20 protein-coding genes are annotated in these 20942 nt (G+C 63.5%); 10 read left to right on the forward strand and 10 right to left on the reverse strand.

The genetic code is table 11. The features are described 5' to 3' along the window. Positions 1 to 3 precede the first annotated feature (3 nt). Genes hpaE through CUJ90_RS27720 form a run of 3 tightly spaced genes read right to left on the reverse strand, consistent with a single transcriptional unit; the run spans position 4 to position 3015 of the window. Complete coding sequence (hpaE, locus tag CUJ90_RS27710) at positions 4 to 1461, reverse strand: 5-carboxymethyl-2-hydroxymuconate semialdehyde dehydrogenase (protein ID WP_114164284.1); 1458 nt, start codon at positions 1459 to 1461, stop codon at positions 4 to 6. A gap of 25 nt (positions 1462 to 1486) precedes the next feature. Beyond that, positions 1487 to 2245, reverse strand: a complete 759-nt coding sequence (locus CUJ90_RS27715) for a fumarylacetoacetate hydrolase family protein (RefSeq protein ID WP_114164285.1) — start codon at positions 2243 to 2245, stop codon at positions 1487 to 1489. After that, positions 2242 to 3015, reverse strand: coding sequence for a fumarylacetoacetate hydrolase family protein (locus CUJ90_RS27720; RefSeq protein ID WP_114164286.1), 774 nt, complete (start codon positions 3013 to 3015; stop codon positions 2242 to 2244). Before CUJ90_RS27720 ends, CUJ90_RS27715 begins: the two co-directional genes overlap by 4 nt. 180 nt (positions 3016 to 3195) lie before the next feature. Between CUJ90_RS27720 and hpaR the strand changes: the two genes are divergently transcribed. Further along, on the forward strand, positions 3196 to 3600 hold the full coding sequence (gene hpaR / locus CUJ90_RS27725; RefSeq protein WP_083082924.1) for a homoprotocatechuate degradation operon regulator HpaR: 405 nt from the start codon (positions 3196 to 3198) through the stop codon (positions 3598 to 3600). Between the two features lie 31 nt (positions 3601 to 3631). Here hpaR and CUJ90_RS27730 read toward each other — a convergent pair whose 3' ends face one another. From CUJ90_RS27730 to CUJ90_RS27740, 3 genes are all read right to left on the reverse strand, one after another. Further along, positions 3632 to 4786 carry a DSD1 family PLP-dependent enzyme gene (locus tag CUJ90_RS27730; RefSeq protein WP_114164287.1) on the reverse strand — a complete coding sequence of 385 codons (1155 nt, stop codon included), beginning with the start codon at positions 4784 to 4786 and terminating at the stop codon, positions 3632 to 3634. A gap of 24 nt (positions 4787 to 4810) precedes the next feature. After that, a complete protein-coding gene (locus CUJ90_RS27735; protein ID WP_083081095.1) occupies positions 4811 to 5467 on the reverse strand; it encodes an HAD family hydrolase in 657 nt (218 codons plus the stop codon). Positions 5468 to 5597: 130 nt separating this feature from the next. Continuing rightward, entirely contained in the window at positions 5598 to 6503 is a 906-nt protein-coding gene (locus CUJ90_RS27740; protein ID WP_073427386.1) for a LysR family transcriptional regulator, read from the reverse strand. Positions 6504 to 6776: 273 nt separating this feature from the next. Here CUJ90_RS27740 and CUJ90_RS27745 point away from each other — a divergent pair, with 273 nt between their 5' ends. Next, entirely contained in the window at positions 6777 to 7856 is a 1080-nt protein-coding gene (locus CUJ90_RS27745) for a hypothetical protein (protein ID WP_114164288.1), read from the forward strand. A 72-nt stretch (positions 7857 to 7928) separates the two neighbouring features. Here CUJ90_RS27745 and CUJ90_RS27750 read toward each other — a convergent pair whose 3' ends face one another. Continuing rightward, complete coding sequence (locus tag CUJ90_RS27750) at positions 7929 to 9335, reverse strand: MFS transporter (RefSeq protein WP_073427388.1); 1407 nt, start codon at positions 9333 to 9335, stop codon at positions 7929 to 7931. Between the two features lie 332 nt (positions 9336 to 9667). Here CUJ90_RS27750 and CUJ90_RS27755 point away from each other — a divergent pair, with 332 nt between their 5' ends. After that, a complete protein-coding gene (locus CUJ90_RS27755; protein WP_114164289.1) occupies positions 9668 to 11191 on the forward strand; it encodes a CoA-acylating methylmalonate-semialdehyde dehydrogenase in 1524 nt (507 codons plus the stop codon). Positions 11192 to 11296: 105 nt separating this feature from the next. On the opposite strand, the gene CUJ90_RS27760 is transcribed toward CUJ90_RS27755, so the two are convergent. Together CUJ90_RS27760 and CUJ90_RS27765 are read right to left on the reverse strand one after the other, a co-directional pair. Further along, positions 11297 to 12073 (reverse strand): alpha/beta hydrolase family protein, encoded by a 777-nt coding sequence (locus tag CUJ90_RS27760; RefSeq protein WP_073427390.1) that lies wholly within the window; start codon positions 12071 to 12073, stop codon positions 11297 to 11299. Then, complete coding sequence (locus CUJ90_RS27765; RefSeq protein ID WP_114164713.1) at positions 12070 to 13212, reverse strand: DUF3182 family protein; 1143 nt, start codon at positions 13210 to 13212, stop codon at positions 12070 to 12072. Before CUJ90_RS27765 ends, CUJ90_RS27760 begins: the two co-directional genes overlap by 4 nt. 232 nt (positions 13213 to 13444) lie before the next feature. Here CUJ90_RS27765 and CUJ90_RS27770 point away from each other — a divergent pair, with 232 nt between their 5' ends. Continuing rightward, positions 13445 to 13906, forward strand: a complete 462-nt coding sequence (locus tag CUJ90_RS27770) for a VOC family protein (protein ID WP_114164290.1) — start codon at positions 13445 to 13447, stop codon at positions 13904 to 13906. Positions 13907 to 14081: 175 nt separating this feature from the next. Here CUJ90_RS27770 and CUJ90_RS27775 read toward each other — a convergent pair whose 3' ends face one another. Beyond that, a complete protein-coding gene (locus tag CUJ90_RS27775) occupies positions 14082 to 14729 on the reverse strand; it encodes a VTT domain-containing protein (protein WP_114164291.1) in 648 nt (215 codons plus the stop codon). Between the two features lie 129 nt (positions 14730 to 14858). On the opposite strand from CUJ90_RS27775, the gene CUJ90_RS27780 reads away from it, so the two are divergent. The 6 genes from CUJ90_RS27780 (at position 14859) to CUJ90_RS27805 (ending at position 20810) form a co-directional block, all read left to right on the forward strand. Further along, positions 14859 to 15386 (forward strand): GNAT family N-acetyltransferase, encoded by a 528-nt coding sequence (locus tag CUJ90_RS27780; RefSeq protein ID WP_114164292.1) that lies wholly within the window; start codon positions 14859 to 14861, stop codon positions 15384 to 15386. Between the two features lie 400 nt (positions 15387 to 15786). Further along, the gene (locus tag CUJ90_RS27785; protein WP_244220047.1) at positions 15787 to 16533 is read left to right on the forward strand and encodes a cytochrome b561 domain-containing protein; all 747 of its coding nucleotides are present in this window, start codon (positions 15787 to 15789) and stop codon (positions 16531 to 16533) included. 29 nt (positions 16534 to 16562) lie between these two features. Then, positions 16563 to 17654 carry an ABC transporter ATP-binding protein gene (locus CUJ90_RS27790; protein WP_114164293.1) on the forward strand — a complete coding sequence of 364 codons (1092 nt, stop codon included), beginning with the start codon at positions 16563 to 16565 and terminating at the stop codon, positions 17652 to 17654. Positions 17655 to 17727: 73 nt separating this feature from the next. After that, positions 17728 to 19029 carry an ABC transporter substrate-binding protein gene (locus CUJ90_RS27795; protein ID WP_244220048.1) on the forward strand — a complete coding sequence of 434 codons (1302 nt, stop codon included), beginning with the start codon at positions 17728 to 17730 and terminating at the stop codon, positions 19027 to 19029. A gap of 78 nt (positions 19030 to 19107) precedes the next feature. After that, complete coding sequence (locus CUJ90_RS27800; RefSeq protein WP_114164295.1) at positions 19108 to 19986, forward strand: carbohydrate ABC transporter permease; 879 nt, start codon at positions 19108 to 19110, stop codon at positions 19984 to 19986. Next, a complete protein-coding gene (locus tag CUJ90_RS27805; protein WP_244220049.1) occupies positions 19938 to 20810 on the forward strand; it encodes a carbohydrate ABC transporter permease in 873 nt (290 codons plus the stop codon). Before CUJ90_RS27800 ends, CUJ90_RS27805 begins: the two co-directional genes overlap by 49 nt. The last annotated feature ends 132 nt before the right edge of the window (positions 20811 to 20942 follow it).

The following is a 20942-nucleotide window of genomic DNA, read 5'->3' on the forward strand; positions in this document are numbered from 1 at the left end:
GGTTCAGACGCCCCAGCGCGGAATGTGATGCGAGCCGAGCGACACGCACACGTTCTTCGGTTCGAGGAACACTTCATAACTCCACGTGCCGCCTTCGCGGCCCACGCCCGATGCCTTCGTGCCGCCGAACGGCTGACGCAGATCGCGCACGTTCTGACTGTTGACGAAACACATGCCCGCTTCGACGGCGGCGGCGACGCGATGCGCGCGGCCCGTGTTCTCGGTCCAGATGTAGCTCGACAGGCCGTAGGCGATGTCGTTGGCGAGCTTGATCGCATCGGCTTCGTCGTCGAATGGAATCAGGCAGGCGACCGGGCCGAAGATTTCTTCCTGCGCGATTCGCATGCGGTTGTCGACGTCGACGAATACGGTTGGCGCAACGAAGTTGCCTTTGCGCATGGCTTCGGGCAAGTCGGGCATATCGAGGCCACCACAGGCGAGCGTCGCGCCTTCTTTGGGACCCAGCTCGATATAGCTGCGCACTTTCGCCAGATGCCCCTGGCTGATCATCGGTCCGATGATGGTGCCGTCGGCGAGCGGATCGCCCACCGCCAGGCGCTTCGCGCGTTCGATGAAACGCGCGGCAAAGCGCGCGTAAATCGAGCGCTGCACCAGAATGCGCGAACCCGCCGTGCAGCGTTCGCCGTTGTTCGAGAAGATCATGAACACGGCGGCGTCGAGCGCGCGTTCAAAATCGGCGTCGTCGAAAATCACGAACGGCGACTTGCCGCCGAGTTCCATCGAAAACTTCTTCAGGCCCGCACTTTGCACGATGCGGTTGCCGGTGGCGGTGGATCCGGTGAACGACACCGCATGCACATCGGGATGCGCCACCAGCGGCTCGCCGGTTTCCTTGCCGAAGCCGTGCACGACATTCAGCACGCCGGCCGGAATGCCGGCTTCGAGCGCGAGATCGCCGAGCATCGACGCGGTGAGCGGCGACAGTTCGCTCATCTTCAACACGGCCGTATTGCCGAACGCGAGGCAGGGCGCGACCTTCCACGTGGCCGTCATGAACGGCACGTTCCACGGCGAAATCAGCGCGCACACGCCGACCGGATGAAACAGCGTGTAGTTCAGATGCGTATCGGTGGGATACGTGTGGCCGTCGACGCGCGTGCACATCTCGGCGAAGTAGCCGAAGTTGTCGGCGGCGCGCGGCACGAGTTGCTTGCGGGTCTGCGAGATGGTCTGGCCGGTGTCCTTCGTTTCAGTCTCCGAGATCTCCGGCACGTTCTTCGCGATCAGTTCGCCGAGCTTGCGCACCAGCTTGGCGCGCTCAACCGCGGGCTTGCCGGCCCACGCGGGAAACGCATCCTTGGCCGCGCGCACCGCGGCGTCCACTTCTGCCGCGCCGCCGCGCGCGACTTCGGCAAGCACCTCTTGCGTGGCCGGATCGACGGTCTCGAAGTAGTCACGCGCAACGCTCGATTTGCCGTTGATCAGATGTTCGATTCGCATTGCCTTGTCCTTTTTTCAGCCTCGATCAAACGCGGCCGAAGTCCGCGTCGGATGCAATCGTATTGACGAGACGGCCCAGGCCGTCGATCTCGCAGACCACTTCATCGCCCGCATTCACGTTGACGATGCCTTCCGGCGTGCCGGTCAGGATTACGTCGCCTGGCGCGAGCGTCATGAAGCTGCTCAGGTATTCGATCAGCGCGGGGATATCGGTGACCAGATCGCGCGTATTGCCGCGCTGCTGCAATGCGCCGTTCACGAAGGTGCGCAATTCCAGTTGCGTGACGTCCTCGACATCCGACGCATCCACGAACCAGGGGCCCAGCACCGTGCCGCCGTCGCGATTCTTCACGCGAAGGTTGGGGCGGTAGTAGTTTTCCAGGTAGTCGCGGATCGCGTAGTCGTTCGCGATCATGTAGCCGGCCACGTGCCGCATGGCGTTTTCGCGCTTGACGTGCTGCGCCGTTCGGCCGATCACGACGGCGAGTTCGCACTCGTAATGCATGAAGGCGACATCGGCGGGGCGGCGCGTGACGCCACGGTGACCGATGACCGTGCCCGGTCCCTTGAGGAACACGAGCGGCTCTTCCTGCTTCGTGAACTGCAATTCCTTTGCGTGCTCGGCGTAGTTCAGGCCGAGCGCGAAGATCGTGCCGACTTCGATCGGCGCGAGCCACACGAGCTCATCCTCGCGACGCACGCGGCCGTCGGCGAGGCGCACGCCGTTGGCGTCGGGCGAGGCTTCGTGAATCGCGCCGGCATATGCAACGCGGCCGCGCATCATGGCTGTTCTCCGGCTTGTTCCCGTGCGTCGATTAACGACACGTCGAGGGGCGGCCATGTGCCAATGGACAGCGTGGCCGTGTCGCCGATATGGGCGACGGGTGATCCGTAGGGCACGCCCAGCGTGATGACATCGCCTGCGGCAAGGGTCATGAAATCGGTCACGTCCGCGAGCAATTGCGCCACCTTGCGCACCGACGACGCCGTGCTCGCCGCGAAGATCTCGCGTCCATTGAGCGAAACCTTGATCGCGAGATCGTCGGGCGCGGGAACATGACGCGCGGCAACCAACGCCGGCCCGATCACGCAAAAGCCGTCGCGTGCGCGGAATCGCACCGAAGGACGATACACGCTGGCATGCGGCACACTCAGATCGGCGACCAGCGTATAGCCCGCGATGTAATCGAACGCACGCGCCACGCTCAGCCTCGTTGCCGTGCGGCCGATCACGATGCCCAGCGAAGCGCCGACTTCCACGCCGAGTGCATCGTCCGGCACGACGACGCGCGCGCGATGCCCGGCGAGCGTGTTGCGCGGCTTCAGATACAGAACGGGCGCTTGCGGCGGCGCTTTATATGGCGGCGCGTGCAGCGCGTCGCCTAGTGCGTTCAGCGCGGCACGGTCATTCAGCAAGGTTCCGTAGACAGCGCCGTTCACCGGCGCGCGGCAAGCAATGCCGCGTGCGAGCAGCGCGGCCACGGCGTTCGCATCGACGTCGCGCGGCAAAGCGGTGCCCTCGGGATGCAGCAGGTGGTCGGCAAGTGCGAACATGACTCGGCTGTCTCTTTGATAAACTACTAACATGCTAGTAGTATTGCGCTTGATATCATCCACGGTCAATAGTCTGTCGGCTGATCGCGGGTTTTCCCTTGCGCTTCGACGGTTGCCTTTTACTTATCTTCCGATATGTCCGCTCACGCCTCCAAACGAGTTTTGCACCGCAATCTGCCGATGCTGCTGTTGCGCGCCCGGGAAAAAATGATGGAGCAGTTCCGTCCATTGATTACCGCGCACGGACTCACCGAGCAGCAATGGCGCGTGATTCGCGCGCTCAACGAACACGGCCCGATGGAGCCGCGCCATATTTCCGACATCTGCACGATTTCGAGCCCGAGCATGGCCGGCGTGCTCGCGCGCATGGAGAGCATGGATCTGGTCACGAAGGAGCGTTTCGCGGAAGACCAGCGCCGGGTGCTGGTGTCGCTCACCGATACGAGCGTGGACCTGGTGCGCGTGATTTCGAAGGATCTCGAAGCGCACTATCGCGCGCTGGAGCGCAAGGTCGGGCCGGAGGTCGTCGAGCGCGTGTACCGCGCGGTCGACGATCTGCTGGCCGGCCTGGAGGCAGAGGATTGAAGAAGCGCGTGTTCCCTGGCGGCGGGGCCGCTCACCAGCCCTGAAAGCGCCGCCATTCCACGCTGTTGCCTTCCGGCGAAACGGCGTGATACTCGGGAAATTGCGCGCCGGTGGCGCAGGCGTGATTCGGCAGAATGCGCAGTTTCATGCCGATGGGAAAGCGTTGCGCGATGTCGTCGGCATGGCCGCCTTCGTCACCCCGCGCCGATGATGACGTTAATGAAAGAATCCCATGCTCCTGATTGGCGCCGCTCACCACGTAACCGGCAAGCGGCGTGCCATTCAGCAAACAGGGCTGACCGTAGCCGAAATCGTGCGATTGCCTCGACGTGCCGCGATCGCGGCTCATCGCCATCCAGCCCGCGTCGAGAATCGCCCAGCCTTTATCCGCCTGGTGGCCGATCACGGTGGCGAGCACGCTGAGCGCGATGTCTTCGAGCGCGCACACGCCCACGTTGTGCATGACCAGATCGAAGAACACGTACACGCCCGCCCGCACTTCGGTGACGCCTTCCAGTTGCCCGACCGCGAGCGCGGTGGGCGTCGAGCCGACACTGACGGCCGGGCACGGAATGCCCGCATCGCGCAAGCGTTGCGCCGCGCGCACGCAGCCGGCGCGTTCCTGCTCCGCGAGCGCGGCGAGCGCCTGCGGCGTATGCAGTTCGTAGCTGGAGCCCGCGTGAGTCATCACGCCGCCCACCTTTGCGCCGTTGTCATGCAGAATCCGGCCGACCTCGAGCAACGTGTCCTGTTCCGGCGTGATGCCCGAGCGGTGCCCGTCGGTGTCCACCTCGATCCACACCTCGAAGGTTTCGCCGTGCTGGTCGCCGAACGCGGCGACGGCCGCCGCTGCCGTGGGGTTGTCCATCACCAGCTTGAGGTCGCAGCCCTGGCGGCGCAGCGCCAACGCTCGCGGCAACTTTGCGGGGACGATGCTGACCGCGTAGAGAATGTCGTCCACGCCCGCGGCGAAGAACGCCTCCGCTTCCTTCAATGTCGAGACCGTGATGCCGCGCGCGCCGGCGGCGATCTGCGCGCGCACCACGTCGATACATTTGGTGGTTTTCACATGCGGACGGAACGCGACGCCCAAGGCGTTCATGCGCCCCTGCATCCGCGCAATGTTCTTCTGCATGCGGGCGATGTCGATTAGCGCGGCTGGGGTATCGATGTGGTCGAGTTTCATGCTTTCGCGGAGAACGGAAGGGTTTTAGAGCGCGCCGAAGCGGCTGAGCCACGGCACCAGCGAGTCGAGCGTCGGCGACTCGATTTCCGGCGACTGCGCGCCCGTCACGAGCGGCAGACCGACGTGGTTATGCCAATACGTCCGCAAGCCGACAGCGGCGGTGCCGAACATGTCGTAGCTGGAGCCGGCCACGAACGCGGCTTCGTGGGCTTGCACGCCGAGTTTTTCGAGCGCGAGCCGGTATGGCAACGGGTTCGGTTTGTACACGCCGGCTTCTTCGGCGGTAACGATTGCGTCCCAGCCGATCGGCAAGAGATCGGCCGCCTGCTTGCCGAGGCGCGCGGAGCAGTTGGTGACGACCGCCAGTTTGCAATGCGGCTTGAGCGCCTGCAGTGTTTCCAGGGCGCGGGGCCACGGCGCGAGTTCCAGCCAGTCCGCTTCGAGCGTGAACGCGGCGGATTCCGGCAGGCCGACTTTTTCGGCCGCGTTGCGCACCAATTGTTCATACGCAATGTAGCGGCCGCAGCCATAGGTCAGGCGCAAATACGCGGCGCGCCACGCACGACCCGCCTGCTCGGAACCCGCGGCGCGATTCCATGACGACCATGAATCGAGCAGGGCGGTCAGCAGGTCGAACAGGACAGCCTTGGGATAGGCAGCGGGGACGGCGGCGGAAGTCATGATCTGGACCGGCGGTGGACGGTGCTTCGATTATAGGGTTTCACCGCCGATGCAGCGTTCAGCCAGCCTGATTCATAGATTCAATCGAACTGAATAGAGCAATTTGCATGCTAGGTGCGCCATGAAAATATCATCGCCGCCACGGCGGCAGCGGTCTGAATCTGGCCTGTAAATACTGCATGAAGTGACGGGTACGCGCCGGCAGCCCCGCCCGTTGATGCGTGAGCGCCATGACGTTGGCATCCGGCGCCTTCCATCCGGGCAACAAGCGCACCAGCCGGCCCCGCGCGATGTCGTCGGCGACATCCCATTCCGAGCGCAGAATCACGCCGCGGCCTTCGCACGCCCACTGGCGGATCACGTCGCCGTCGTTGCAACTCAAATGCGCGGACACGCGCACGCTGCGGCGCGTTCTGCCCTTGCTGAATTGCCACAGCGAGACGTCCTCGTTGTTCTCGCGCAGCACGATGCAGGGCAGCTTGCTCAATTCATCCGGCGATTCCGGCGCGCCAAGGCGCTTGACGAGCGCCGGCGCCGCGCAGACGAATCGCGCATTCGGGGCAATCGCGTAACCGACGCGGTTGGAGGCCGGCAACTCGCCGATATGCACGACGATGTCGAAGCGATCCATGGTGTCCGTCAAAGGCTGATCGGACAGCGTGAGCGCCACGTCGATATCCGGGTTCTGCTGCTGGAAGTCGGCAATGGCCGGTGCGAGGTGGCGCCGTCCGAAGCCCAGCGGGCCATTGATTTTCAACGTGCCGACCAGGCCGCCACGGCGCGTCTGCACGTCTTCGAACAATGAATCGAACTGCTGGACGAGTTCGGCGCCGCGCTCGCATAGCAGCGCGCCTTCTTCCGTGAACTGCAAGCGGCGTGCCGTACGATTCACGAGTTGCGCGCCCAGCTTCTTTTCGAGTTGCTGAAGGCGCTGGGTCACCGCCGAGGGCGACAGCCCCAGTTTTCTCGCCGCGGCGATCAGGCTGCCGCTTTCGCGGATCGTCAGCAGGAAACGGATATCAGCCGAATCGTTCATGTCAGCGGCGTTTGAGTTCGTGAGTCTGGGAGCTTAAAGCGTTTGGGTGCGCGGTTCCAGTCCACCGTATGTCACCTCGCTCGCGTCGAGGAATGCGGTGCGTCGGTGCAAGGTAAAGTGATGGTTTTTGTAACGCAGTCGACAGCCTGAACCGCTAGAGTGTGGGCTTCTGCATCGAGGCGGGCAGTCGTTGCTTCAACGTGAAGAGAAGTCCCATGCCGTTTCCAAATCGACCGTTGCGCGGCCTCTCGGTCGCGCAAAAAGGTGACCCGTATGTCGAATGATCCATCACAACGCCAGGATGACACCGCAAGCGAAAGTGCCCTGAAACAGGGCGTATTTCTGCATACCGGCTGGCGCAGCGCCGGCACGTGGATCTGGTCGCGTCTGCGCGCGCTCGAGACGGTGACCGGCTTCTACGAACCGTTGAGCAATGTGCTCGCCGACCTGAGTTTCGCCGATGTTTCCGCTGTTCGTCCCACGCTGACCTCGGGGCATCCGCCGCTCGCCGCGCCGTATTTCGACGAGTACCGCCCGTATCTGCAAGAGGGCGCGCGCGGTGTCGCCGGATACAGAAAACGCTTCGGCACCGATCGTTTCGCCCGCGAGCCGGACGCGGAATTTCCCGCGTTGCAAGGCTATTTGCGTAGTCTGTGTGAGCGCTCCGTCGAGCAGGGCAAGGCGCCGGTCTTGAAGTTTTGCCGTTCATCGGGCCGCTTGCCGTGGCTCAAGCGCGCGTTTCCCGAGGCGCTCCATGTGAGCGTGTTGCGAAATCCCGCGTCGCAGTTCGCTTCGGGGTGGCTGCTCAACCAGCAGTGGAGCAATCCGTTCTTCGTGGCCGCGCCGTTTCGCGTGCTGGGCTTGAACCAGTCGGAGCCGTTGGTCAGGCAGGCTATCGCGGTTTGCGGCGTGAGCTTGCCGCCGGTTGCGCCCTCATCGGAGGACGCCTACGCGATGGCATGCGAGCAATATGCCCGCACGGCCGAAGGCAACAACGCGTATCGGGCTTTCATTGCGCTATGGATTCTCTGCGCGCTGCGCATGGGCGAGGGTGTCGATCTGCTGATCGACGTCGACCGGCTTGGGCAGTCGCGCGACTACGCGGCTGCTTTGCGCGCCGAATTCGACGCGCACACGGGCTTGTCGCCGGACTTCGCGAGCGCCCGCGATCTGGTCGAGGAGACCAAACGCAGCGCGCCGCGCATGGCCGGCATCGACGGTCGCTCGATGCGCGCCGTGCACTCCGCCGCGCTGAAATTCCTCAAGACGCACGGCGGCGCGGACACGCCCTTTGCCGAACTGATCCGCGAGAAGATGGTGCTCGCCAACGAACTGACCGAGCAATGGCGCTAGCTGCTTGCCGCGAACACTGCGAAGGCGGCGAACGCATCGACGGTCATCGCGATGCATCGCCGCCCGCTGCCGTCAGGCAACCGCTTTCTTCGCTTCGGCGATGGTCTGGGCGCGCTGCAGTTCATAGCTTTCCTTGTCGATCGGCACCGCGTTGGGTTCGCCCAGGTCGCTCAGCCTGACGCGATAATTTTCCCGCGCGCTCCATGCCGTCGCCGCCGCGAGAATGGTGATGCCGAAGGTAATCGCGCCGACGGTCAGCGGAATGTTGTGCGATCCGGGCGGCGCGACGTAAGCGAACAACGCCGGCAGCAGCGCGGTGATGGTCGTGCCGATGTTCTGGCCGATCGCCATCGCGGAGACGCGTGAACGGCTCGGGAACAGTTCGGGATAGAAGCTCGGAAACGTGGCGTTGTAACCCTGGTAAATGACGCCCCACATGAGGATCGATATCACGATCGCCAGCGGCACGTTGCGAATGCTGATCGCGTACAGGTAAGCGAACGAGAGCAGTCCGGCGCCGAGCGCCCCGACGATGATCGGCAAGCGCCGGCCGATCCGGTCCGACAGATTGCCCACGAACGGAATCACCAGCACCGCGACGATGTTGCCGATCACCGGAATCCACAGATACACGCTCTTCGAAAAGCCGATGCCGTACGACGCCTGCACCGCATACGCCGCGCCGAAAATGGTGGCGACCACGGGAATCACGTTCATCAGCGAGCAGCCGACCACCCGCAGCATATCCGGCAGGTTGTAGCGGAAGGCCTCCGCGATCGGCGACTTGGGCACGGCGCCGGTGGCGTCTTCTTTCCTGAAGACCGGCGTTTCCTGCACCTCGCGGCGAATGATGTAGCCGGCAACCAGCACCAGCGCGCTCAGCAGGAACGGCACGCGCCAGCCCCACGAATTGAACGAGCTTTCCTCCATGTAATAGGCGAGCGGCAGGAACACGGCCGCGGCGAGAATCTGGCCGGCCTGCACGCCCTGCAGCGTGAAGCTGGCGTAATAGCCGCGTCGTCCGAACGGCGCGTGTTCGAGAATCATCGAACTCGCGCCGGAGATTTCGCCCGCGACGGCAAAGCCCTGGATCAGACGAAGCACCACCAGCATCGCGGGCGCCAGCAGGCCGGCCTGCTGATAGGTGGGCAGCAGGCCGACCGCCATGGTCGAAAACCCCATCATGAACATGCAAAGCAGCAGCACGTTCTTGCGGCCGTGGGTGTCGCCCCAGTGCCCGAGCACGAACGCGCCGATCGGCCGCGCGACGTAGCCGACGCCATAGGTGGCGAGCGACGCGACGATCGCGATCTTTGGATTGCCCGACGGAAAGAACAACTGCGGAAAGATGAGAGCGGCCGCTTGCGCGTAGATGAAGAAATCGTAGTACTCGAGCGCCGAGCCGATCCAGCCGCTGGCGGTGGCTTTGCGGGTCTGCGAGCGATGCTCGCGGCCGTCTGCCGATGCGTTCGTTTCCATCATTGCCTCCTGAACGGAACTGTTTTCGAGCAGCTTTCAAGGCGACTTCATTGGCGTCCTTAAAGCGAAACTTTGCAAGCCAGGACTTACGGGGAGTAGGCGGGCCGCACCAGGTTCACCGACCAATACAGTTGTCAGGCGAAAAACAATACAGCGAGGCGCGGTTTTATTGCGCTGTATCGGGAATATGACCGGCACCGTCGATACAGTTGGCGGGTCTTGACGGAGCCTGCCGGCGAGCGCGCGGCCTTGCATACCGCGCCGTGCGGCGCGGCCCGATCTTCCTGCTTACGGCGCGGTGCTGACGCGTCGATCCCGAACGAGGTAAGGAAATGAATGTAGCGAACGAACAAGCGAAGCTGACTGTGCAGCAGTTGGGCCACTACATCGGCGGCGCGCCCGCCGCACCGGCGAGCGGCCGCTTCAAGGACGTGTTCAATCCCGCCACCGGCCAGGTGAGCGGTTCGGTCGCGCTCGCGTCGGTCGAGGAAGTGGACGCGGCGGTCAAGGCCGCCAGGGCGGCTTTTCCGGCCTGGAGCGAAACCGCGCCGCTCAAGCGCGCCCGCATTCTGTTCAGGTTCAAGGAATTGCTCAATCAGCATCACGACGAACTGGCGATGCTGATCACGCGCGAACACGGCAAGGTGTTCACGGACGCGCAAGGCGAAGTGGTGCGCGGCATCGAAGTGGTCGAGTTCGCGTGCGGCATTCCGAATCTGCTCAAGACCGACTTCACCGACCAGATCGGCGGCGGCATCGACAACTGGAATCTGCGTCAGCCGCTCGGCGTGGTCGCGGGCATCACGCCGTTCAATTTCCCGGTGATGGTGCCGATGTGGATGTTCCCGGTCGCGCTCGCCTGCGGCAATACCTTCGTGCTGAAGCCGTCGGAGCGCGATCCGTCCGCGTCGCTGCGCCTCGCCGAATTGCTCAAGGAAGCCGGCTTGCCGGACGGCGTGTTCAACGTCGTGAACGGCGACAAGGTGGCCGTCGATGCGCTGATCGATCATCCCGACGTCGCCGCGCTGTCGTTCGTCGGCTCGACGCCGATCGCCGAATATATTCATACGGAAGCGTCGAAGCGTGGCAAGCGCGTGCAGGCGCTCGGCGGCGCGAAGAATCATCTGGTGGTGATGCCGGACGCCGATCTCGATCAAGCCGTCGATGCGTTGATCGGCGCGGCCTACGGTTCGGCGGGCGAGCGCTGCATGGCGATCTCGGTGGCGGTGGCGGTCGGCAACGTCGCCGATCGGTTGATCGAGAAGCTGGTGCCGCGCGTCGAATCGCTGGTGATAAAGAACGGCGAACATCTCGACGCCGAGATGGGGCCGTTGGTGACCGCCGAACATAAGGCCAAGGTGGCCGGCTATATCGCCTCGGGCGTGGCGGAAGGGGCGAAGCTGATCGTCGACGGCCGCGCGCATCCGGTGGCGAGCGAAGAGGGCTTCTTCATCGGCGGCACGCTGTTCGACCAGGTCGGCACGCACATGAAGATCTACAAGGAAGAGATTTTCGGCCCGGTGCTGGCGGTGGTGCGGGTGCCCGATTTCGCGAGCGCGGTGGAGTTGATCAACGCGCACGAGTTCGGCAACGGCGTGTCGCTTTTCACGTCCGACGGCGGCGTGGCGCGTGCGTTCGGCCGGCAGATCCAGGTGGGCATGGTCGGCATCAACGTGCCGATTCCGGTGCCGATGGCCTGGCACTCGTTCGGCGGCTGGAAGCGCTCGCTGTTCGGCGACCACCACGCTTACGGCGAAGAAGGCATCCGCTTCTACACGCGCTACAAGAGCATCATGCAGCGCTGGCCGGACAGCATCGCGAAGGGCGCCGAATTCACGATGCCGGTGGCGAAGTAAGGCGGCGTATAGCGGACTCATGGCGGCCTGGAGTGGCCCATAGCGCTGTACCGAACCAGCGGCCAGCGGCTCGCCGCGCGGCAAGCCGATGCCGCCCGAGCCGCCTCACCGAATCGGCGGGTTCGCTGCTTCGCCCCGGCTGCCCGCTCGCAAGCCGCCGATCATCTCGCCGAGCCACGTCACGACGAGCGCCGTGTACGCACGCTGACTGCCTTCGTCGCTCAGTCCATGATCCGCGCCGTCGATGATCCGGTAGGTCAACGAATGCGCGCTCAGGAACGCCTGTAGATAGCTGGCGATTACCGTGTGCGGCACGAACTGATCGCGCTCCGACTCGACCAGCAGCACGTCGCCCTTGAATGCCGCCGCGGCGCGCAACGCGCGATTCTCGCCGGAGGCCACGATGCGCTTTCTATAAGCGACGATGTCATGCTTGACGTGCAGCGCGCGCTTCGGAATGTTCCAGCCTTCGTCGAGATACAGGGCGGGCACGCGCATGCCGAGCCAGCGCACCGGCCGCAGCGAGGTAAGAATGCTCGCGAGGTAGCCGCCGTAACTGCTGCCGATCACCGCGATCGAATTGCGGTCGATGAGCGGATGCTTCGCCAACGTGTCGTAGGCGGCCAGCAGATCGTTGAGGTTGGTTTCGCGCGTGACCGTCTCCTGCTCGCTGCGTGTGCGCGCGTGCCCGGTCAGGTCGAACGTGAGGCACACGCAGCCGAGCGCAGCGGCCTGCCGCGCGCGTTCCAGATACTGGTCCTGATTGCCGCCCCAGCCATGCACGAAGAGCACGCCTGGCACGGTCGTCTTCGGCGCGAGGATGGTCGCGTCGAGATGACCGGTTTCGATGGGTATTTGCACGCGGTATCTGTCCGCCGTCATGTTTCGCTACTCCCGTCTACCGTATAAAACTTCGTGATTTCGCCCGCCTGCGGATCGGTGCCGTGATAGATCAGGCACGCGCCGGCGGGCACCTCGGCGTGCGCGCCGTAGATCTCCCACGTCGACGCCCGCACCGTGTGCGCGTTGCGGTCCGCCTGGAGCACGCGCAGCGCGCCGATTTCCGCGCCGCTCGCGCCGCCCAGCCGCCACGACTGTTCGAGCACGCCGCAATAGTGCGTGCCGTTCGCGTCGGCGCCCCAGCCCACGTCATAGTTGCGCCGCGACGCGTAGAAGCCGGCGTAGTACTTTTGCACGCAGGCATCGAACGCGCGCGCCCGGGCAATGGCCTCTCGAACATCGTCCGCCATGTCGAGACGCGCGAGCGCGTCGAAATCGCCGCGCACGACGACGAGGTCCGAGCCGCCGTACACATGATGGCCGTGGTTGTTGACCGTCAGTCTCTGCACGCCGTGATAGCTCGCGGCCAGGCCGTCGAGCGTGATGCGGCCGACACTCAGCGTCTCGATGTTCTCCAGATGCCGTTCGACGACGACGCCCTCGGCCTGCAACGCGGCGTCGCCGATGTCGTCGAGTTCGGCGGCGAGCTGCTCGCCGGTTTCCACGAGCGCTTGCCCCGCGCCGCCGATGCCGTAAGGCCGCTTGATGCGCACCCGCCCGCCGGGCCACAGCGACGCGGCGGCGTCGAGCGCGTCGTCCCGCGAGAACGCCGCGTAGCCCGGCAGCACGAGTCCGCGAACCTGCTCGCTGAATTCACGCGACCAGCCGTGCGGCGCATGCCGCGCGCCCGGCGGCAATTCGTGCGCGATCAGCTTCGTCGCGACGAACGGATACGGCACCACGCCGCCGTACAGATCGCGTTCCGACGCGACGCCCAGCTTGCGCGCTTCATCCACCGTCAACGTGTCGTCGGGGACCAGGTAGCGGTCCGCCGAAGCGATGCACGCGTCATCGACGTTGCCAGCAAGTTGCGCGCCTTTCAGTTCGGCGATCTGCCGGGCAAGCTCCCATTGGGTGTCGATTTCGTGACCGCCGCCCGCCGCTTTGCGGCCCTGGCTGTACACCAGCACGATAGGGACCGGCGGTGGCGCGGGTAATGCAGAAGCCGCTGATGCGTCCATGTCGCGCTCCCGATGCGAACGATAGGCTGCCGCGGCACCGCGCGCCGAGCGCCGGCATGCCGCGTTGCTTTCATTACGCAAACGTCGTGCCGACAAACAGCTTCCTGGCTGCGTGGATACGCGGATGAACGGTCGGACCGAACCGGGCCGCCGCGGCGACATCATTCCGCCTTGTCGATCCGCTTAACCGCGGTGTTAAATATCGACGTGAAGGCTTACAAAGGAGACAAGCATGAGCGATTCGCTTCATCGTCCGTCGCTGGGTTCGGCGGTGTACTACCGGGACCCGTTCGCCGCGCTGGACTGGCTCGAAAAAGCATTCGGCTTCGAGCGCCGGATGGTCATCACGGATAGCGACGGCCGATTGGCCCATTCGGAGATGCGCTTTGGCGACAGCTACGTGATGATCGCCGGCGAATGGTCCGACGACTCGGCCAGTCCCGCTTCGATCGGCGGCAAGAACACGCAGTCGGTACACGTGCAATTGCGCGAGGGCATCGACGAACATTGCGCGAAGGCGCGCGCCGCGGGCGCGATCATCACGCGTGAGCCGGCCGATCAGTTTTACGGCGACCGCGTCTACGCCGCCCGCGATCCTGAAGGGCACATCTGGAGCTTCGGCCAAACGGTGCGCAGCGTGTCGCGCGAGGAAGCCGAGCGCGCGAGCGGCCTGAAGATCGAAGGCTGGGTGTAAGCAGAGGTGAGCCGGTCATGCGCCGATGACACGGCGCGGCCCGGCTTATCGCGGCGTGGCGTTGGTCAGCACGCGCGCGACCCGCGCGGCGATGCGGGGACGGGTGTGCCGGCCGCGACGCTCAGCGCCGGCGCGAAAGCCCGCAAGGCGGATAACGCTGTCATGGCCGCGCGAATTAGCGAGTGCGCATGCGCCGGTTGACGAAGCGCCACACGGCGCTGACGAGCAACGAACCGACGCCGAGCGAGACGCCCAGCAGCACGATCGAACTCATGTGATCGCGCACCAGCGGCACGTTGCCGAACAGATAACCCGCCGCGACCAGCGAGACGATCCACAGCGCCGCTCCGGCGCTGACGAACGACACGAAACGCGCGAACGTCATGCGTGAAACGCCGGCGACGAACGGCGCGAAGGTTCGCACCACGGCGATGAACGGCGACAGCAGAAACGTCAGGCCGCCGCGCGCTTCGTAAAACGCGTGCGCCTTGCGCAGCGCATTCTTGTCGAGCCAGCGATAGTCGGCGGTATAGACCTTTTCGCCGATCGCGCGGCCGATTGCATAGTCGACGATGCTGCCGGCCACCGTGGCGGCGAACAGCACCGGAACCACGAACCAGACGTTCAGCGCGCCGGTGGCGGCGAGCGCGCCGCAGATGAAAATCAGCGGATCGCCAGGCAGGAAAAAGAGCGGCAGAAAACCGATCTCCACGAATACGACGAGAAACAGCATCGCGTAAACGACGGCGCCGTATTCGGCGGTCAGGCCGCTCAGGTGCTGGTCGAAGTGCAGGGCGATCTGCAGAAGATGCGTCAGGTCCATCGTGGCTCGAAAGGGAAATACCGATGCTCAGGAGTTTAGTGCCGTGGCGGCGTTGGGCGCTTGTTTATTTCGCGCGGCCAATGTCAATATCGCGGCATGCCCCTGAATAAACGAACGTAGGAAACGCTCATGCAATGCGCCCACGCCGTCACTTTCCGTTTTGCCGAGCCGCACGATGCGGCCGTGATCCGTGCGATCGAATTCGAGGCGGGTCTGCGTTTCGTCAGCGTCGGCATGACGGGTATTGCCGATGCGCCGCCCATGCCGCTGGAACTCGTCGAGCGCAAGATCGCCGCGCGCGAAATCATCGTCGCCGTGGAGGCCGATGAAACACGCGTCGGATTCGTGATGTTCGAGCCGCAGCCCGCGCGCTTCTACGTGCAGGAGCTGGACGTGCTCACCACGCATGCCGGGCGGCGCATCGGCGCGGCGCTGATCGAGCAGGTCGCGCAACTCGCGCGTGCGCGAGGGGCGATGCAACTCACGCTGTCGACGTATCGCGAGGTGCCGTGGAATGCGCCGTACTATCGGCGGCTCCGCTTTCGCGACATCGAGTCAGCCGAACTCGACGCGGCGCTGATCGCGCGGCGCGAAGCGCATATCGCGCGCGGACTCGACGAATCGAAACGCGTGTTCATGCGGCGCGATCTGGCGTGAGGTTCGACGAGCGCGCGTTCGCTTCCAATGACTGAAAACAGGCGGCGCACCGCTTCAGCTTTATTACAACTGCACACGCTTCACCTCTCATTTTCCTTCGTATAACCGCCGGCAATCACCCTATTCATAACTTTCAATAGTTGGCAATCGAGTGGGTGCCCATAATCTGCACCCAATCGAGACCACGCCGCGACGATAAAGAGAAGAACGTCGAGCGTGAACCAAGAACAAGAATGCGTCTTTGCGGAATTGAACCGGTGTCGGCGCCGTCTGTTTGAAGGAACGGTCTCGCTACGACGTCTGCGAACCGCGCAAGGGCCGCAGGTGACGGCGAATCCGTTCGCACCCATCGCACCCGCCTACAGGGCATAGCATGCACAGTGTCTTTACCTGGCTTCTCATGCCGCTATCAGGCGCCGGCGAACATCACGTCGCGACCTGGCTCGCCTGGCATGGACGACTGATGGTGCTTAGTTGGGCGGTGTTGCTGCCTGCCGGTGTCCTCGCGGCGCGATATTTCAAAGTCCTGCCACATCAGTCGTGGCCCGCCGATCTCGACAACAAGACATGGTGGCGCGCGCACCAGACGCTGCAGTGGGCAGGCGTGCTGCTGATGAGCGCTGGCCTTGTCCTCGCATGGCGCAACGCACCCGGCGCTTCGTTGCTGGCGAGGGCGCATGGAACGTTGGGATGGTGCATCGGTGCGGCGGGCTGGCTGCAGATTGCCGGCGGGATAGTGCGCGGAACCAAGGGTGGCCCCAACGATCCGCGTCGCGGAAACCAGCGTTCCGGCGATTCCTTTCGAGGCGATCACTACGACATGACGCCGCGCCGCGTCGCGTTCGAACTCATTCACAAGATACTCGGCACGAGCGCGATTCTGGCTGCGCTCTTCGCGGTGGCGACAGGTCTGTATGCGGCGGACGCGCCGCGCTGGATGGCGGTCGTGCTCGCGTCATGGTTCTGCCTGCTCGGCGCGCTTGCGGTTCGCTGGCAGCGGCAAGGCCGATGCATCGATACCTACCAGGCGATCTGGGGACCCGACGAGGTTCATCCGGGAAACAGGCGCCGATCGATCGGATGGGGCATACGCCGCTATTCGGCGCGGTCATGGGAGCGCCGCTGGCGCACGCCGCGACACGACTGAACCCAACAACATCAACGTATGGAGACTTCATGTCAGGACTTGAACTGCGCCAGGTCGTCAAGCGCTTTGGTGCGACAACGGTGGTCGAGCATCTGGATCTGCGGATCGACGCAGGCGAGTTCGTCGTGCTGCTGGGCGAATCCGGCTGCGGGAAATCCACCACATTGCGCATGATCGCGGGTCTCGAGTCGGTGACCGAAGGCCAGATCCACATTGCTGGCCGTGATGTGACGCGGGTTGCACCAGCGAAGCGCGACATTGCCATGGTGTTTCAGAACTATGCGTTGTACCCGCACATGGACGTCGCGCAAAACCTGTCGTTTGCATTGCGCCTTGCGGGGCGGTCCGATTCGGACATCGAAACCCTGGTCAATGCCGCTGCCAAAACACTGAATATCGAAAAGCTGCTGTCACGCAAGCCCAGGGAGCTATCGGGCGGCCAGCGACAGCGTGTGGCGATCGGTCGGGCCATCGTGCGCGAGCCGGAAGTATTTCTCTTCGATGAGCCGCTCTCGAATCTCGACGCCAAGTTGCGCGGCCATATGCGCGCGGAACTCGCGCTGTTGCATGAGCGCCTCGGAAAAACGACGGTCTACGTGACGCACGACCAGGTCGAAGCGATGACGCTCGCTTCACGCATCGTCATCTTCGACAAGGGAAGGATTCAGCAGATCGGCACACCCGCCGAAGTCTTTTCAAAGCCGGCCAATCTGTTCGTGGCGAGCTTTATCGGCACGCCGACGATGAATCTGATTCCCGCGCGCGTGGAAGTTCATGACGGTGCGCTCACGCTGGCCGGGACGGGGTTCCAGTTTCAGGTACCCGCCGCGCGGCTGCAAACCGCATTGGAAGCGGGGCGCGACATCACGCTCGGGTTGCGGCCACAAGCGCTGCAACTCACGGGTGGCGCGCATTCGTTGAGACTGATCGTCGACGTCGTCGAGTACCTCGGCACGGAAAGCGTGCTGGTTGGCCGTCTCGCGACCGATCCGCGCGTGCGGCTCACCGTGGTCGCCCCCGGCGATTGTCACGCGCTCGCGCACCAGACCGTCGGCATCGGTTTCGATCCGCAGGCACTGCATCTATTCGACACGGCCACCACGCAACGCCTGGGACATTGACGGCAACGCATCCAGCACCATTCAGGAGACAATCGTGCAACGCAGGGAATTCGTAAAACTCGCGGGACTTTCGGTGTTCGCGGCAGGGCTTCCGATCTCCAGCAGTCACGCGCAGGATCGGTTCGCGAAGTACAAGGGAACGTCGCTCGTTCTGAGCATTCCGTCGCATCCGCACTACGAGGCGATGATCAGGCTGTTGCCTCAATTCACCGCGCTGACCGGCATCAAGGTCGAACTGGACAAGATGCAGATGCTGCGCATGCGCGACAAGCAGTTGCTGGAAATGTCGAAGCCTCAAGGCGATTACGATCTGATCAGCTACATTGCCACGTGGAAAACCGAGTACGTCAACAAGAACCTGCTGCGCGAGCTTGCGCCGTTCTTCAAGAACCCACAGTTGTCGGACGCAGGTTACGACATGGCGGACATGGTGCCGGCCTATGTGGAGAACATCGGACTCGTGGGCGGGGAGAAGGGATATCTGTCCGGCCCTGGCGCCAGGTTATACGGCGTCCCCTATGGCGCGGAGACGTCCATCCTGGCTTATCGGCGTGACGTTTTCAGCCAATATGATCTGAAGGTGCCGCAAACCTACGACGAGCTTCACAAACTGCTTTACGTCATCAAGGACAAGGCGCGGATCGGCGCATTGACCTCGCGCGGACAGGCTGGACACCAATGTCTGCAAGCATGGCTGCTGCACCTCAATCCGCTGGGCGGAAAAGTGTTTGACTATAAGTCCGGCGTTTTTTCGCCGGTCTTCAACGACGATAACGGCGTGAAGGCGTTGAGGTTTCTGCAGGATGTCGTGCAAACAGGACCGGTGGGCATTCCGAGCTACGGTCAGGGGGAAATGATGACCGCTTTCCTGGAAGGGCAGGCGGCGATGTACCTCGACGCGACCGCTATTTTCGGTCCGGTGCGGGACAAGACGCGCTCCAGAATCAGCGACAAGGTGGGGTATGCGGTTCACCCCAAAGGCAGCCGTTATTCGAGCGAAGCAGGCGGGCTTGGCCTTGCGATCCCGCGAAATTCGAAAAACGCCGAGGCGGCATTCCTTCTTCTTCAATGGCTCACATCGAAAGAACAGGACAAAGCCGTTTGCCGTGCGGGCGGTAGCCCCAGCCGGGTCTCGACGATAGCCGACCCCGCGATGACCCGGCAGTTTCCCGAATTTGCCGTATTGCGGGAACAGATCAAATACATCGATCCGGACTGGCGGCCAATGATTCCCGTTTGGGACGCCATTGTCGATCAGGCTCTCGGCGTGGGCATTTCGAACGCGCTGATTGGCGCTTCGTCACCGGCTGCGGCATTGAACGGCGAGATCCCCAAAGTACTGGAGATCATGCGAAGCGCCGGCTACAAGGCCTGAGCACGTAGATATCCCATACAAGAGGCAGCCTTCGATCGGATGCGATCACCGGCGCCGCTGTCACCGGAATTTCCTTTCATGAGAACGCCCTCCTGGGTCCCGTTGGTTTACGTGGGCCCGGCGGCGGCCGTCATGGCCGCCGCCTGTCTATATCCCTTGATCTCCGGCATTCAGCTAGGTTTCTTCGACTGGTCGATGGGAACGCCGTGGGCCGACGCCCACTGGGTCGGACTTCGTCACTTCAGGACAGCCTTTGCGGACCCTGCCGTCTGGAGTTCGTTGCGGGTCACGCTGCTGTTCGCGTTTGTTTGCGTCACCGCCGAAATGAGCCTCGGCATCGCATTGGCGCTGTTGCTCGAAGCGCCTGCGCGCGCAATGGCGTTCTTCCGCAGCATGTTCATTCTTCCCATGATGATTGCGCCGATTGCCGTGGGCCTGACGTGGCGATATCTGTTCGACGCGCAGTTTGGCTTCGTCAATGCGATCCTGCAGCACGTCGGCATGGCGCCTCACGCGTGGCTGGCCGATCCCAGCCTTTCCTTCATTGCAATCGTCGTGTCGGATATCTGGCAATGGACGCCATTCGTATTGATCATGATGCTTGCGGCCCTCGCCAGTGTCGATGGATCGGTACTCGAAGCGTCGCGCATCGACGGCGCCACGTGGTGGCAAATGACCTGGCGGGTCAAGCTGCCGATGGTCGCTCACGTGATCGCGATCACGCTGTTGATGCGCGTGATCGACGCATTTCGCGTGCTCGAGGTCATCTACATTCTCACCTTCGGCGGGCCGGGTGATGCGACGGAAATCCTTTCCCTGCACATCTACAAGGCCGCGTTCGTGAGCCAGAACCTGGGCTCCGCCGCGGCGATTTCCGTGCTGTTGCTGGCGGTCGTCGCACTCCTGTCGTGCGTGGCGCTGCGTTTTTCGAATCCACTGAAACAGGAGAAGATGTAATGCGCCGCTCTCCGTTGCTCATCGGCCTGCACTACACCGCGCTGGTGATCCTGGCCTGTCTGTGCGTGGCGCCGATCGCACTCATCTTCGTCACGTCGCTGCGCAACCAGACGCAGATATTCGGCGAGCCTTTGAATCTGTTGTTCACGCCGACGCTGGAGAACTACCGCGCGGTGCTCGGCGAGGACAATTTCGCCCGTTACCTCGGAAACAGCCTGATCGTGGGTGTCGTGTCGACGGCGCTTACGCTTCTGCTCGGCTGCATGGCGGCTTATGGACTGGCGCGTTTCCGTTTTCCGGGGCGTACCGCCGTTGCCTACGCGACGCTGATGCTGCGCACGGTGCCGCTAGCGGTACTGGCACTGCCGGTGTTCATGATCTGGAGCCGGTGGAACATGGTGAACAGCCTTTCAGGTCTGATCCTGTTGTATGTGGCGGTGAACCTGCCGTTCACTATCTGGCTGCTGTACGGTTTCGTCATTCAGATTCCGATTGAACTGGAGGAAGCCGCCGCGCTCGATGGTTGCGGGCCGATTGGGATCTTCTACAAGGTATTTCTCCCGCTGATCCGGCCAGGCCTTGCCGCCGCCGCCATTTTTACTTTCCGCATCGCGTGGAATGAATTCATCCTTGCACTCGTGCTGACCGACCGCGGAACGCGCACGTTGCCCGTTGCAACGTCGCTTTACATCACGGACATAGGCGTCGATTGGGGAAAGATCATGGCGCTTGGAAGCCTGATTGCGATTCCCCCGCTCATTTTCACGCTCGTCGCCGCGCGCCAGATCATCACCGGATTGACTGCGGGGGCGGTCAAGGGTTAGGCGTTGCAATGGAACACGGGCGCGAGGCTGGATGATCGCGCCCGCGCCTGTCTTCACGCGTCTGACGGACGCCAATTCGAACAGAGCCGCGCAGGCGCCCACACAGCGGCGCTGAAATCGCCCGGCGCAGCC

Origin of the sequence: Paraburkholderia terricola, from assembly GCF_003330825.1 — a bacterium.
In the GTDB taxonomy this organism is placed as follows: Bacteria; Pseudomonadota; Gammaproteobacteria; order Burkholderiales; family Burkholderiaceae; genus Paraburkholderia; species Paraburkholderia terricola.